General features: G+C 44.2%; 14 protein-coding genes. All 14 read left to right on the top strand.

Translation table 11 applies throughout. The features are described 5' to 3' along the window. Positions 1 to 69: 69 nt before the first annotated feature. The 14 genes from FKN05_RS00125 to pgpA all read left to right on the top strand — a co-directional run bounded on the left by FKN05_RS00125 (position 70) and on the right by pgpA (position 12,519). The gene (locus FKN05_RS00125; protein WP_099611637.1) at positions 70 to 1,362 is read left to right on the top strand and encodes an NCS2 family permease; all 1,293 of its coding nucleotides are present in this window, start codon (positions 70 to 72) and stop codon (positions 1,360 to 1,362) included. A 36-nt stretch (positions 1,363 to 1,398) separates the two neighbouring features. Further along, complete coding sequence (gene gpt / locus FKN05_RS00130) at positions 1,399 to 1,863, top strand: xanthine phosphoribosyltransferase (RefSeq protein ID WP_099611636.1); 465 nt, start codon at positions 1,399 to 1,401, stop codon at positions 1,861 to 1,863. A 113-nt stretch (positions 1,864 to 1,976) separates the two neighbouring features. Then, positions 1,977 to 3,224 carry an esterase FrsA gene (gene frsA / locus FKN05_RS00135; RefSeq protein ID WP_170886546.1) on the top strand — a complete coding sequence of 416 codons (1,248 nt, stop codon included), beginning with the start codon at positions 1,977 to 1,979 and terminating at the stop codon, positions 3,222 to 3,224. Positions 3,225 to 3,317: 93 nt separating this feature from the next. Continuing rightward, on the top strand, positions 3,318 to 3,707 hold the full coding sequence (gene crl, locus FKN05_RS00140; protein WP_099611634.1) for a sigma factor-binding protein Crl: 390 nt from the start codon (positions 3,318 to 3,320) through the stop codon (positions 3,705 to 3,707). A gap of 122 nt (positions 3,708 to 3,829) precedes the next feature. Beyond that, positions 3,830 to 4,963: a glutamate 5-kinase gene (gene proB / locus FKN05_RS00145; RefSeq protein ID WP_170886548.1), complete on the top strand. Its 1,134-nt coding sequence runs from the start codon at positions 3,830 to 3,832 to the stop codon at positions 4,961 to 4,963. An 11-nt stretch (positions 4,964 to 4,974) separates the two neighbouring features. Continuing rightward, complete coding sequence (locus FKN05_RS00150) at positions 4,975 to 6,225, top strand: glutamate-5-semialdehyde dehydrogenase (RefSeq protein WP_099611632.1); 1,251 nt, start codon at positions 4,975 to 4,977, stop codon at positions 6,223 to 6,225. 140 nt (positions 6,226 to 6,365) lie between these two features. After that, a complete protein-coding gene (gene nrdR, locus FKN05_RS00155) occupies positions 6,366 to 6,815 on the top strand; it encodes a transcriptional regulator NrdR (RefSeq protein WP_099611631.1) in 450 nt (149 codons plus the stop codon). 14 nt (positions 6,816 to 6,829) lie between these two features. Next, entirely contained in the window at positions 6,830 to 7,930 is a 1,101-nt protein-coding gene (ribD, locus tag FKN05_RS00160) for a bifunctional diaminohydroxyphosphoribosylaminopyrimidine deaminase/5-amino-6-(5-phosphoribosylamino)uracil reductase RibD (protein ID WP_170886550.1), read from the top strand. Between the two features lie 11 nt (positions 7,931 to 7,941). Next, a complete protein-coding gene (locus tag FKN05_RS00165) occupies positions 7,942 to 8,598 on the top strand; it encodes a riboflavin synthase (RefSeq protein ID WP_099611629.1) in 657 nt (218 codons plus the stop codon). 57 nt (positions 8,599 to 8,655) lie between these two features. Next, entirely contained in the window at positions 8,656 to 9,765 is a 1,110-nt protein-coding gene (gene ribBA, locus FKN05_RS00170; RefSeq protein ID WP_170886552.1) for a bifunctional 3,4-dihydroxy-2-butanone-4-phosphate synthase/GTP cyclohydrolase II, read from the top strand. A gap of 197 nt (positions 9,766 to 9,962) precedes the next feature. Further along, a complete protein-coding gene (gene ribH / locus FKN05_RS00175; protein WP_099611627.1) occupies positions 9,963 to 10,433 on the top strand; it encodes a 6,7-dimethyl-8-ribityllumazine synthase in 471 nt (156 codons plus the stop codon). Further along, positions 10,433 to 10,903, top strand: a complete 471-nt coding sequence (gene nusB, locus FKN05_RS00180) for a transcription antitermination factor NusB (protein WP_099611626.1) — start codon at positions 10,433 to 10,435, stop codon at positions 10,901 to 10,903. The genes ribH and nusB overlap by 1 nt, the downstream gene beginning before the upstream one ends. Positions 10,904 to 11,041: 138 nt before the next feature. Continuing rightward, on the top strand, positions 11,042 to 12,016 hold the full coding sequence (gene thiL, locus FKN05_RS00185; protein WP_161427072.1) for a thiamine-phosphate kinase: 975 nt from the start codon (positions 11,042 to 11,044) through the stop codon (positions 12,014 to 12,016). Beyond that, on the top strand, positions 12,013 to 12,519 hold the full coding sequence (pgpA, locus tag FKN05_RS00190) for a phosphatidylglycerophosphatase A (RefSeq protein WP_099611624.1): 507 nt from the start codon (positions 12,013 to 12,015) through the stop codon (positions 12,517 to 12,519). Before thiL ends, pgpA begins: the two co-directional genes overlap by 4 nt. Positions 12,520 to 12,596: the final 77 nt, after the last annotated feature.

Here is a 12,596-nt window from a genome sequence, read left to right on the forward strand (position 1 = left end):
TTGATAACTTTATAATCTGCGACCAATCGATTACGCAACCGTTTACGTTACCATTATTAGGACTCAAACATGCTGGAAAGACTATTTAAACTCAGTGAACATGGTACAAGTGTGCGCACTGAGATCATTGCCGGGATCACCACCTTCCTGACAATGGCGTACATTATTTTTGTCAACCCGGCGATTCTATCTGATGCCGGGATGGATCGCGGCGCTGTCTTTGTCGCGACATGTTTAGCTGCCGCAATTGGCTGCTTTATCATGGGATTTGTCGCGAATTATCCTATCGCCCAAGCGCCAGGAATGGGGTTAAATGCCTTCTTCACCTACGTGGTGGTATTGGGAATGGGTTATACCTGGCAGGTCGCATTAGCGGCAGTATTTTGTTCTGGGATACTATTTGTATTATTGAGCTTATTTAAGATCCGCGAGTGGATCATCAATTCAATTCCGATGTCATTACGAACCGGGATTTCTGCTGGTATTGGCCTGTTTTTAGCGTTTATTGCGTTAAAAAATGCCGGTATTGTGGTGGATAACCAAGCCACACTGGTCTCTATGGGGGCGATTACCGCCTTGCCAGCCGTGTTGGGTGCGCTCGGTTTCTTTTTCACGATTGCTTTAGTGCATCGAGGTGTTCAAGGAGCCGTAATGATCGCTATTTTGGCGGTAACAGCTCTTGGACTTCTATTTGGTGATGTGACTTGGGGAGGGGTTATGTCTACTCCACCAAGCCTTGCACCGACTTTTATGCAATTAGATTTTTCTGCTATTTTTGAAGTTAGTATGATCTCGATCGTATTTGCTTTCTTATTTGTTGATCTGTTTGATACTGCTGGAACCTTAGTTGGTGTGGCAAGTAAGGCTGGCTTTATTGGCAAAGATGGTAAAATTCCTCGTTTAAATCGTGCCTTATTAGCAGACTCAACGGCGACCTCGGTTGGCGCTTTGCTTGGTACATCAAATACCACTTCTTTTGTGGAAAGTGTTTCTGGTGTGGCTGCTGGTGGACGAACAGGATTGACCGCTGTTGTGGTTGGCATTTTATTTCTGCTTGCATTATTCTTCTCGCCATTAGCGGGCATGATCCCAGCTTATGCAACGGCAGGAGCTCTGTTTTATGTTGCCATCCTAATGCTTTCTGGCCTAGTCAGTATTGATTGGCGTGATCTAACGGAAGCGGCACCAACGGTGGTGACTTGTTTATTAATGCCGCTGACGTTCTCTATCGCAGAAGGCATTGCGCTTGGCTTTATTTCTTATGCGTTGATCAAACTGCTTAGTGGTAAAGGCCGTCACGTGTCACTCAGTGTCTGGATCATGGCAGCTATCTTTATTATTAAGTTTATCCTTGAGGCATAAACATACCCAATTTCCAAACAATTAGGTTTAATTACAATGAGTAAAAAATTCGTTATCACTTGGGACAATATGCAGAAATTTTGTCGTGAACTTGCCCAGCGTCAAATGCCTGCAGAACAATGGAAAGGTATCCTAGGTGTCAGCCGAGGTGGTCTGGTTCCGGCTGCTATTTTGGCCCGTGAATTAGGGATTCGTTATGTCGATACCGTATGCATCTCAAGTTACGATCATGATCACCAACGCGACATGAGTATTTTAAAAGCTCCAGAACATGATGGCGAAGGTTTTTTAATTGTTGATGATTTAGTTGATAGTGGTGATACAGCGCGCCAGATTCGTCAAATGTATCCTAAAGCGAAATTCGTTACGGTTTGTGCTAAACCAGCAGGAAAAGAGTTAGTTGATGAATACATTGTTGACATTGAACAAGATACATGGATTGAACAACCTTGGGATATGGCTTTATCCTATATTGAACCGGTCAACCGCAAACAAAAATAATCACGCATCTTGTTTATGATAACTTTTGATCAATAATCACTGAAATGGCCCTGCAAAGGGCCATTTTTTTGATTAGTATAACTGCATCTATGCTTTATATAACGAGATGTCTTATGTCTGATTCAAGCAGTAACAATCTTTCTGAAACGTTATTTCAAAAACACAAGCAAGCCAAAGAAACTTCCACATTAACTCAGTATATGCCCAGTAGCCTTGAGTTTATCGAACAAAAGATGGAACAAGATACATTCTTCTGGTATCGCAACTTGCGCCGCTTACAGTGGGCATGGTTAGGCATTGATCCGATAGATCAAGAAGAAGTGTTAGCGCGTATTGCTTCATCACAACATTCGAGAACCTATGATAAATGGCTCGATACCGTGATAGGGTATCACAGTGGAAATTGGACTTATGAATGGACTCGGCTTGGAGCAAACTACCATAAGCAAAGTGAATCTTTAACCGGGGATCAAGCAGCAGAGCGGATGTTCAGTGCCTCCTTGTGTTATAGCATTGCGGGCTACCCGCATTTAAAAAAAGATAACCTGGCGATACAAGCGCGTGTTTTAGCCAATCAAGCTTATCAACAAGCGGCTGAGCTGACCAAATACACGATTAAACCGCTGGAGTTTGACTATCAAGGTAAAAAAATTATCGGTCATTTACATTTATCGCATACGAATGAACCACAGCCGGTGGTGATGGTGAGCGCTGGATTAGATAGTTTACAAACAGATATGTGGCGGTTGTTCAGGGATTATTTAGCTAAACGTAATATCGCGATGTTAACGATAGATATGCCGTCAGTGGGGCATAGTCATCATTGGCCTTTAACCCAAGATTCCTCTTGCTTACATCAAGCGGTGCTTAATCAGTTAGCACCATTGCCTTGGGTGGATCATCGCCGAGTTGGACTCGTTGGATTTCGATTTGGTGGCAATGCTATGGTTCGGCTCTCTTTTCTTGAATCTTCGAAGATAAAAGCCTGTGTTTCGATTGGGGCACCTGTTCACGATATTTTTGTTTCTCAAGAAAAAATGAAAATGATGTCGAAAATGTACTTAGATGTTTTGGCGTCTCGTTTGGGGAAAAACACGGTTGATATTCCAAGCTTATCGGCTCAATTAATGGCTTGGTCATTGAAAGTTCAAGGGGTACTGGCGACAAGGCGTACACCGGTACCGATTTTAGCGCTTTCTATGGAGGGAGATCCCGTATCACCAGCAAGTGATAACCATTTGATTGCTACCTTCAGTCAAGGAGGAAAAGCAAAACTGGTAAAAGATGAAAGTATTTCACGAGGATATGAGCAATCCCTCGATTTAGCAATAAAATGGCTCGAAGAACAACTCTGTGGATGACTTTTCAATTTAATTAGTGAAAAGTGAATGCTGTGCGCTTTTTAAGCGCATGATTATTATAATGAATAGGCATTCTAAACATGGAGAGATAAAATGTCAGAAGTGGCAAAAAAACCAACCCACCACCGTTTGTTGTCAGTATTGAAAGCGATTGGCCCTTATCTGCGCGAAGGCCAATGCCAAGAAGGGAAATACCTCTTTGATTGCTTGGCCGTTTGTATTAACGATAAAAAATCGCCTGAAAAACGTGAATTTTGGGGCTGGTGGATGGAGCTGACTAAAACCGATACCGGATTTGAAGCTAATTATCGAATAGGGCGATATAATGTTGCTGGACACTGGGATGCTTCCTCTCCCCCAGAGCAAGCAATGTTCGAAGTCGTAAGAACTCAACAAGCATTTCATCAAAAACTCGCGCAAACGTTACAAGAACGGTTCTTATTTACTCTCTCTTTACATCAACAGTCGGATGAATTTGTCTAGATTGAGGGTAAGATAGAGAAACCGTCAAAAAAAGAGGTGTTTCACCTCTTTTTCCTCTTGTACAACCCGCGCTTGATTGCTAAAACATCACCTCTTATATGTTTTCCATTGCAGAATAAATCATGACAACGAATCAACAATGCCAAATCACACCCCAAACGGTTGTGGTCAAGTTAGGAACCAGTGTATTAACTGGCGGAACTTTGGCACTTGACCGAGCCCATATGGTTGAACTTGTTCGCCAATGCGCTGAACTTAAAAAACAGGGCCACAAAGTGGTGATTGTTTCATCTGGCGCGATTGCCGCTGGGCGAGAGCATCTCGGTTATCCCGCCTTGCCGCACGCTATTTCCAGTAAGCAGCTTTTAGCGGCGGTCGGTCAAAGTCAGTTGATTCAGGCATGGGAATCCCTGTTTGCTTTGTATGAAATTAAAATAGGGCAAATGTTACTTACCCGAGCTGATTTAGACGATCGAGAGCGCTTTCTTAATGCTCGTGACACTATCAATGCATTGGTTGATAACGATATTGTTCCTATCGTCAATGAAAATGATGCAGTAGCAACGAATGAAATTAAAGTTGGTGACAACGACAACCTCTCAGCTCTGGTTGGCATTTTATGCGGTGCTGATAAATTGTTACTGTTGACCGATCAAAAAGGCTTATTTACTGCCGATCCGCGCAAAGACCCCAACGCTGAATTGATCAAAGAAGTGAAAACCATTGATGACACTTTGCGAAAAATTGCTGGCGGAAGTGGTACAACATTGGGTACTGGCGGTATGGCGACTAAACTACAAGCGGCCGATATCGCTCGTCGTGCCGGAATTGAAGTGATTATTGCTGCCGGTCGTGCTCAAAATGTCATTTTTGATTCACTGAGTGATCACCCACAAGGTACACGGTTTTTGGCATTAGAAGAGGCTCTGGAGAATCGCAAACGTTGGATATTAGCTGGCCCTGCAGCATCAGGCGACATTATTATTGATTTGGGTGCGGCGAATGCTTTGCTTGAAAAAGGCAGTAGTTTATTAGCGAAAGGGGTGGTTCGAGTGGCAGGGAAATTTGCTCGTGGTGAAGTGATTCGCGTCAAAGATCAGCATCAACATTTAATTGCCCGAGGAATCAGCGCTTATTCAAGTGGTGATTTAGCAAAAATTGCCGGTAAACACAGCAAAATGATCATCGATATTCTCGGATACGATTATGGTGCTGAAGTGATCCATCGTGACAATATGGTTGTCATTCAAGAATAGGGAGAAACAGCGTGGATTTAATCCAAATGGGCCAAGCGGCAAAAGCGGCCTCTTTCCAACTTGCCACCGCATCAACCGCACAGAAAAACCGAGCATTAGCTATGATTGCTGATGAACTCGAAGCCAATGCGGCCGTTATTTTAGCGGCGAATGCAAAAGACATTGCATCAGGTAAACAAGCGGGACTGAGTGATGCTCTGCTCGATCGTCTGCTCCTGAATGAAGCACGTTTAGATGCTATCGCCACTGATGTACGTAATGTGATCAGCTTGCCAGATCCAGTCGGCAGTGAAATCGACGGTAAAGTGTTAGCAAACGGTATGTCTCTCGCCAAACGTCGTGTTCCGCTTGGCGTTGTTGGGGTGATATATGAAGCTCGACCTAATGTGACGATTGATATTGCCGCTTTATGTTTAAAAACGGGTAATGCGGCCATTTTACGTGGCGGCAAAGAGACTTTTTTTTCCAATATGGAACTTGTTAAAGTGATCCAGTCGGCATTAGTCAAAGCTCAATTACCCATCGCAGCGATTCAGTATATTGAAAACCCCGCTCGTGAGTCGGTTGCCCAATTACTCAAACTGGATGAGTATGTGGATATGATTATTCCACGAGGTGGGGCTGGATTGCATAAAATGTGCAAAGAAAACAGTACAATTCCAGTCATCATTGGCGGGTTTGGCATCAGCCATATTTTTGTTGATGCAAGTGCTGATCTCGATAAATCGGTTGATGTGATTGAAAATGCCAAAACACAGCGTCCTTCTGCCTGTAACTCATTGGACACCTTGTTAGTTCATGAGGCGATTGCGCAACCGCTACTTAAAAAATTGCTTGTCAAACTCAATCATAAAGTTGCTTTTGTCGCGGACAATCAGGCCAAAATCTTGATGAGTGAAGCGCGTGACATTCGTACTGCAGAGGCGGGTGATTTTGATACTGAATGGCTCAGTTATACCTTAGGGGTAAAAGTGGTCAAAGATGTGCATGAAGCGATTGAACACATGCGTACACATAATGCAAGCCACTCCGATGCGATTATGACCAATGATCTTTTTAATGCCGAATTATTCATTAATTCTGCTGGCTCAGCGGCGGTTTATGTTAATGCGTCAACCCGTTTTACTGATGGTGCTCAATTTGGCTTAGGCGCGGAAGTGGCGGTATCCACTCAAAAATTGCATGCACGAGGGCCAATGGGATTAGAAGAACTGACTAGCTATAAATGGGTTGGTAAAGCTAATTACTTATCTCGTCAGTAAAGTTAGCCTTGATGATAAGGCTAAGTTGGTCACACTTAACAAATTTGCGTTAACAGGTTGAGAAAAGGGGCAAGCAAGCCCCTTTTACTTTTGTTCATATTCGCATTTAGGTACACTGAGCGTCTAGTTATGGAGGTAATATGCATTGTCCTTTTTGTTCTGAAAATGAGACGAAAGTCATCGACTCTCGCTTGGTCGCTGATGGGCATCAAGTACGCCGTCGCCGGCAATGTTTAGCTTGCAGTGAGCGCTTTACTACCTTTGAGACGGCCGAACTTGTGATGCCAAAAGTGATAAAGTCGAATGGTAATCGAGAGCCATTTGACGAAGAAAAAATGGTCGGTGGTATGCAGCGAGCACTAGAAAAACGCCCAGTGAGTGCCGATGCGATAGAGCTAGCGATCAGCAATATAAAATCTAAACTGCGTGCGACCGGTGAGCGTGAAGTTCCTAGCCAACTGATTGGTAATTTGGTGATGGATCAACTCAAAGAGTTAGACAAAGTTGCTTACATCCGTTTTGCCTCAGTCTATCGTAGCTTTGAAGATATCCGAGAGTTTGGTGAAGAGATAGCCAAACTAGAAAATTGAATTTGAGTCCCAGAATGCCCAACTTTACTGCTTTTGATTATCAAATGATGGCCTATGCACTGAAACTTGCAGAGCGAGGTCGATTTACGACTGCACCAAATCCCAATGTGGGCTGTGTGATAACACGCGGTGATAAGGTCGTAGGAGAAGGGTTTCATTATCGAGCTGGGCAACCTCATGCCGAAGTTCATGCACTGCGAATGGCTGGGGATCAAGCTCAAGGAGCAACGGCCTATGTTACATTAGAACCCTGTTCTCATTACGGAAGAACACCACCTTGCGCGAAAGGCTTAATCAACGCTGGTGTTAGCAAAGTCATTTGTGCGATGCAAGATCCAAATCCGCAAGTTTCTGGTCGTGGGATTGCTATGTTGAGAGCGGCTAATATTGAGGTGGTGGTTGGGCTACTTGAGCGTGAGGCGAAAGCGCTTAACTTCGCTTTTATTAAGCGAATGCAAACCGGCATGCCTTTTGTTCAGCTCAAACTAGCTGCTAGTCTTGATGGGCAAACGGCACTTGCTAATGGTTGTAGCCAATGGATCACCTCGTCACAAGCTCGTCAAGATGTGCAAGTTTACCGTGCACAGGCGGGGGCTCTTTTATCGACTAGCCAAACAGTATTAAGTGACAGTGCTTCGCTGGCGGTACGTTGGTCTGAGTTACCAAGTGAGTTGCGGACATCATATCCTGAATGTGAGCTTCGGCAACCAACACGAGTCATTTTAGATCGCCAGCATCAGCTTCACTCTGCTTTGCGTCTTTATCAAGTCGAATCACCTGTTTTACGTGTCGCCCAACAGCAAGCGGAGGTGTGTGTGGAGTTGGATCAACAAGGTCGATTAGATCTTCGCCAAACCTTGGCAACGTTAGCACTGCAAGAAAATATCAATCATCTTTGGGTTGAAGCTGGAGCCACTTTAGCGAATACATTATTAGCCGAGCGATTAGTCGACGAACTGATTGTTTATTTGGCTCCCAAGATTATGGGCAGTGATGGTCGAGGCCTGTTTGGTACATTAGGCTTAACTGAAATGGAACAGGTACCAGAGTTGGAGATCAAAGATTGTCGAATGATTGGGCCCGATCTCCGTTTAACCGCAACCTTAAAACAATAAGATTCGAAATTATGTTTACTGGAATTATTGAAGCGGTTGGGACATTAACCGCGATAACTCAACAAGGTGAAGATGTCTCTATCACCGTCGATACTGGTAAGCTGGCGATGAGTGATGTCAGATTAGGCGATAGTATTGCTACCAACGGAGTCTGCTTGACGGTTGTTGAGATGACATCGCACAGCTATCGTGCTGATCTTTCATTAGAAACGCTTAATAAATCGGCTTTTGCCCATTATCAAGTTGGTGCAAAAGTTAATTTAGAAAAAGCCATGCTGCCAACCACCCGATTGGGCGGGCATATCGTGTCAGGTCATGTGGATGGAGTTGGTGAAATACTAGAGCAACACCGAGTGGGGCGAGCACTAGAGTTTTGGGTTAGTTTACCTTCGGCGCTGGATAAATATGTTGCAGAAAAAGGCTCAATAACGGTCGATGGTATTAGTTTAACCGTTAATGCATTGCGCCAAGGGGCATTCAAATTGACCATTGTGCCACATACCTCACAAGAAACTACCATGGATACATTCAAGCCCGGCCATAAAGTAAATTTAGAAATTGATGTACTGGCGCGTTATTTAGAGCGATTACTCCGAGGTGATGGTCATGAAGCCGCCCCTCAATCTCGTTTAACGATGGAATTCTTACAACAAAACGGTTTTGCTTAGTATCTATCTTGATCAAGGCATTAATATCGGCGATAGCGAGTTTATAGGAAAAGAACGATGGCAATTAGTACACCTCAAGACATCATTGAAGATATCTGTTTAGGTAAAATGGTCATCTTGATGGATGATGAAGACCGAGAGAATGAAGGCGACCTGATTATGGCCGCTGAGCATATTACCCCCGAAGCGATCAACTTTATGGCAACGCATGGACGTGGATTGATCTGTTTAACCATGACGAAAACACGTTGTCAGCACCTTGGTCTTGCCCCAATGGTACAAGACAATAATGCCCAGTATACGACAAACTTTACCGTTTCTATTGAAGCGGCTGAAGGTGTCACTACTGGCATTTCTGCCGCGGATCGTGCGCGCACTGTGCAAGCTGCAGTCGCCCCCAATGCAAAGGCTGCGGACTTGGTTCAACCTGGACATATCTTTCCACTCGCGGCGCAAGATGGCGGAGTGTTAACCCGTGCGGGGCACACAGAAGCCGGATGTGATTTAGCCCGCCTAGCCGGTTTAGAGCCAGCTTCTGTGATTGTCGAAATCTTAAATGAAGATGGCACTATGGCTCGTCGTCCTGACCTGGAAATTTTTTCGAAAAAACATGGTATTAAATTAGGGACGATTGCTGATCTGATTGAATATCGAAATCATACTGAAACTACCATTGAACGGGTGGCACAATGCCAATTGCCGACTGAATTTGGTGAATTTGAACTTGTGACTTATCGTGACGTGATCGATAACCAAATTCATTTTGCCTTGAAAAAAGAAGCCGTATCCACTCAAGCGCCTTTGGTGAGAGTTCATCTACAAGATACCTTTACCGACTTATTGCGCAGTGATCGTAGTGCTGAACGTAGCTGGAGTTTAGACCAAGCCATGCAACGTATCGGCCAACAAGGTGGGGTACTGGTTATCCTTGGTAATGAAGAGTCGACAGATTTGTTGTTACATCGGATAAAAATCTTTGAGCAGCAAGATAAAGGTGAAGCCCCTACTTTAGCCAAAAAACAAGGCACTTCTCGTCGAGTCGGTGTTGGTTCACAAATTTTAGCCGATTTGGGGATCACCGACATGCGCTTACTCTCATCGCCTAATAAGAAATACCATGCTTTGGGCGGTTTTGGCCTAAACGTGGTTGAATACGTATGTGAATAAAGTCCTACTTTATCATTTTCTAGAGACCCTAGAGACGGATAAGGTATAAAATGCAGAATCATGCAGGTTTTGTGAGATTAACCTGTAAGTGAATTTCGTCGTGATGCGAGTGTGGGTAATTTCCATTAGATATCGCTCACAAATTTGTGCTAGAATCCGGCGATTCTCACTTGATGAATAGAGTTAAAGGAAAGCTTATGAAAGTGATTGAAGGTGGTTTCCCAGCACCCAATGCTAAAATTGCGATTGTGATTTCTCGTTTCAATAGTTTTATCAACGAAAGTCTATTGTCTGGAGCCATCGACACTTTGAAGCGTCATGGCCAAGTGAGCGACGATAATATTACCGTTGTTCGTTGTCCAGGAGCCGTTGAGCTTCCTCTTGTGGCACAGCGTGTCGCGAAAACGGGTAAATTTGATGCCATTGTATCGCTCGGCTCAGTTATTCGTGGCGGTACGCCGCACTTTGACTATGTTTGTAGTGAAATGAATAAAGGTCTGGCCCACGTTTCACTGGAGTTTAGTATTCCGGTGGCATTTGGTGTTTTGACTGTAGATACCATCGATCAAGCTATTGAACGCGCAGGAACCAAGGCTGGTAATAAAGGTGCTGAAGCCGCACTAAGCGCACTTGAGATGATTAACGTTCTTTCTGAAATTGATTCCTAATGGGGGCCAGTGTGAAACCAGCCGCACGTCGTAATGCACGCCAATTTGCACTACAAGCGATTTATTCATGGCAAATTACTAAAGAGAATGTGGCGACGATTGAAGAGCAGTTCTTGTCCAGTGGTAAGTATGATGAAGAAGAACATCACGCCGCAGAGCCTGCTCTGGCAGCGCCAGAAACAGATGTTACGTACTTCCGTGATCTTTTAACTGGTGTTGTTCTTAACCATACTGAACTGGATAGTAAATTACGTCCGTTTGTTTCTCGTCCAATGCAAGATCTTGATATGATGGAGCTTGCGTTGCTTCGCCTAGCAATGTATGAGATGACTCGACGTGAAGATGTGCCCTATAAAGTGGTGATAAACGAAGCGATTGAGCTTGCAAAAGTGTTTGCCGCAGAAGATAGCCACAAGTTTATTAATGGAGTGTTGGATAAAGCCGCTCCTCATGTGCGAAAAAAAGCCTAATGTTACTAGGGTCAACAGACCCTAATCAAGGTCAGCATCTGCTGGCCTTTTTTCTATAATATGACTACGGATAAATATCGAACTATTCCCCTTTTTCTGTACTCATAAATTCTGCTTGCAAGCGTAGGGATCGCTCCGATGTTTGGTGAATTTAACTTAATTGAAAAATACTTCTCTGCCCGTCAGCCTCAGCGTAAAGATGTACATTTAACCCTTGGTGATGATTGTGCCATTGTCGATATCCCTGATAATGTCCGAGTGGCAATCAGTACCGATACATTAGTGGCGGGAACTCATTTCTTAGCTGATGCTAATCCTGCTTGGGTTGCGCATAAAGCGCTAGCTTCTAATATTAGCGACTTAGCTGCAATGGGAGCCACTCCTGCTTGGGTCTCGATGGCGTTAACCTTACCAACGGTAGACGAAGCATGGCTTGCGCCTTTTTGTCGCGCTTTTTTTGATTTAGCCAACTACTATAATATCCAGTTGATTGGTGGTGATACCACCAAGGGGCCGCTTTCGATTACCCTGACGGTACATGGGTTTGTTCCTCAAGATAAAGCATTACTGCGTGATCAGGCAAAAGTGGGGGATTGGATTTATGTGACTGGCGAACTTGGTGATAGCAAAGCCGGATTAGAGGTTATTCTTGATCCGACGAAACGAGCGCGTCCCTTCGCTGCGGAATTACAGCAGCGTCATTATCTCTCTACTCCGCGAGTCTTGGTTGGCCAAGCCTTACTAAACCTTGCTTCTGCGGCGATTGATATCTCGGATGGTTTAATGGCAGATTTAAGGCATATTTTACATCGCTCTCAAGTGGGAGCGCGTATTGAGGTGGATGCCTTACCGCTTTCGAACGAATTAAAGCAGTTTACAGGGGATGATGTCCTTGCCCAGCAATATGCTTTAACGAGTGGTGAAGAGTACGAACTCTGTTTTACTGTTCCGGAAGAAAATAAAGGTTCGCTAGAGAGTGCATTGGCTCATACCGCGAGCAAGATAACCTGTATTGGCCAAATTCGCCCACAGGGTGTTGTCGAGCTTATTCGTCAAGGTGAGAAGCTTGATTGGTCTTTGACCGGATTTGATCATTTTAAGGAGTCAGTATGAGTCATCCAATTTCACGCCTTTCTATGCGTAATCCTTGGCATTTATTAGCAACCGGCTTTGGGAGTGGTTTATCCCCGATTATTCCCGGTACAATGGGAACACTAGCCGCTGTTCCTTTTTATTTACTATTGGCTCATCTCCCTATCTGGCTTTATTCACTATTGGTCTTATTTGCTTGCTTCATTGGCGTGAAAATATGCCAACTGACAGCAACGGACATGAAAGTTCATGATCATGGCTCTATTGTATGGGATGAATTTGTTGGATTTTGGATAACGATGTTTATCGTTCCTTTTCTTCAGTTACCGGTTTGGGATTGGCGTTGGTTAGTGAGTGGCTTTGTTCTGTTTCGTTTCTTTGATATGGTCAAACCGTGGCCGATTGGATGGTTGGATAAACGTATTGATGGCGGGCTAGGTATCATGTTAGATGATATTGTTGCGGGTGTTATATCGGCGTTTATGCTTGTGGTGATCGGTGCGTGGGCGGGGTGGTTAAACTAGCTAATCCGCGAAAACTTGCGCTAGAGTTATCGGTTTGGGAGAGGATATTCTTCCTCCCCATACACAACAATAAATAG

Source organism: Vibrio sp. 1-1(7) (assembly GCF_013048485.1).
In the GTDB taxonomy this organism is placed as follows: domain Bacteria; phylum Pseudomonadota; class Gammaproteobacteria; order Enterobacterales; family Vibrionaceae; genus Vibrio; species Vibrio fujianensis.

Coding starts and splice junctions, on each gene's coding strand:
- pgpA (WP_099611624.1), top strand. CDS start 12,013: ATGAGTCATCCAATTTCACGCCTTTCTATGCGTAATCCTTGGCATTTA.
- thiL (WP_161427072.1), top strand. CDS start 11,042: ATGTTTGGTGAATTTAACTTAATTGAAAAATACTTCTCTGCCCGTCAG.
- ribD (WP_170886550.1), top strand. CDS start 6,830: ATGCCCAACTTTACTGCTTTTGATTATCAAATGATGGCCTATGCACTG.
- nusB (WP_099611626.1), top strand. CDS start 10,433: ATGGGGGCCAGTGTGAAACCAGCCGCACGTCGTAATGCACGCCAATTT.
- ribBA (WP_170886552.1), top strand. CDS start 8,656: ATGGCAATTAGTACACCTCAAGACATCATTGAAGATATCTGTTTAGGT.
- FKN05_RS00125 (WP_099611637.1), top strand. CDS start 70: ATGCTGGAAAGACTATTTAAACTCAGTGAACATGGTACAAGTGTGCGC.
- gpt (WP_099611636.1), top strand. CDS start 1,399: ATGAGTAAAAAATTCGTTATCACTTGGGACAATATGCAGAAATTTTGT.
- proB (WP_170886548.1), top strand. CDS start 3,830: ATGACAACGAATCAACAATGCCAAATCACACCCCAAACGGTTGTGGTC.
- frsA (WP_170886546.1), top strand. CDS start 1,977: ATGTCTGATTCAAGCAGTAACAATCTTTCTGAAACGTTATTTCAAAAA.
- crl (WP_099611634.1), top strand. CDS start 3,318: ATGTCAGAAGTGGCAAAAAAACCAACCCACCACCGTTTGTTGTCAGTA.
- FKN05_RS00165 (WP_099611629.1), top strand. CDS start 7,942: ATGTTTACTGGAATTATTGAAGCGGTTGGGACATTAACCGCGATAACT.
- ribH (WP_099611627.1), top strand. CDS start 9,963: ATGAAAGTGATTGAAGGTGGTTTCCCAGCACCCAATGCTAAAATTGCG.
- nrdR (WP_099611631.1), top strand. CDS start 6,366: ATGCATTGTCCTTTTTGTTCTGAAAATGAGACGAAAGTCATCGACTCT.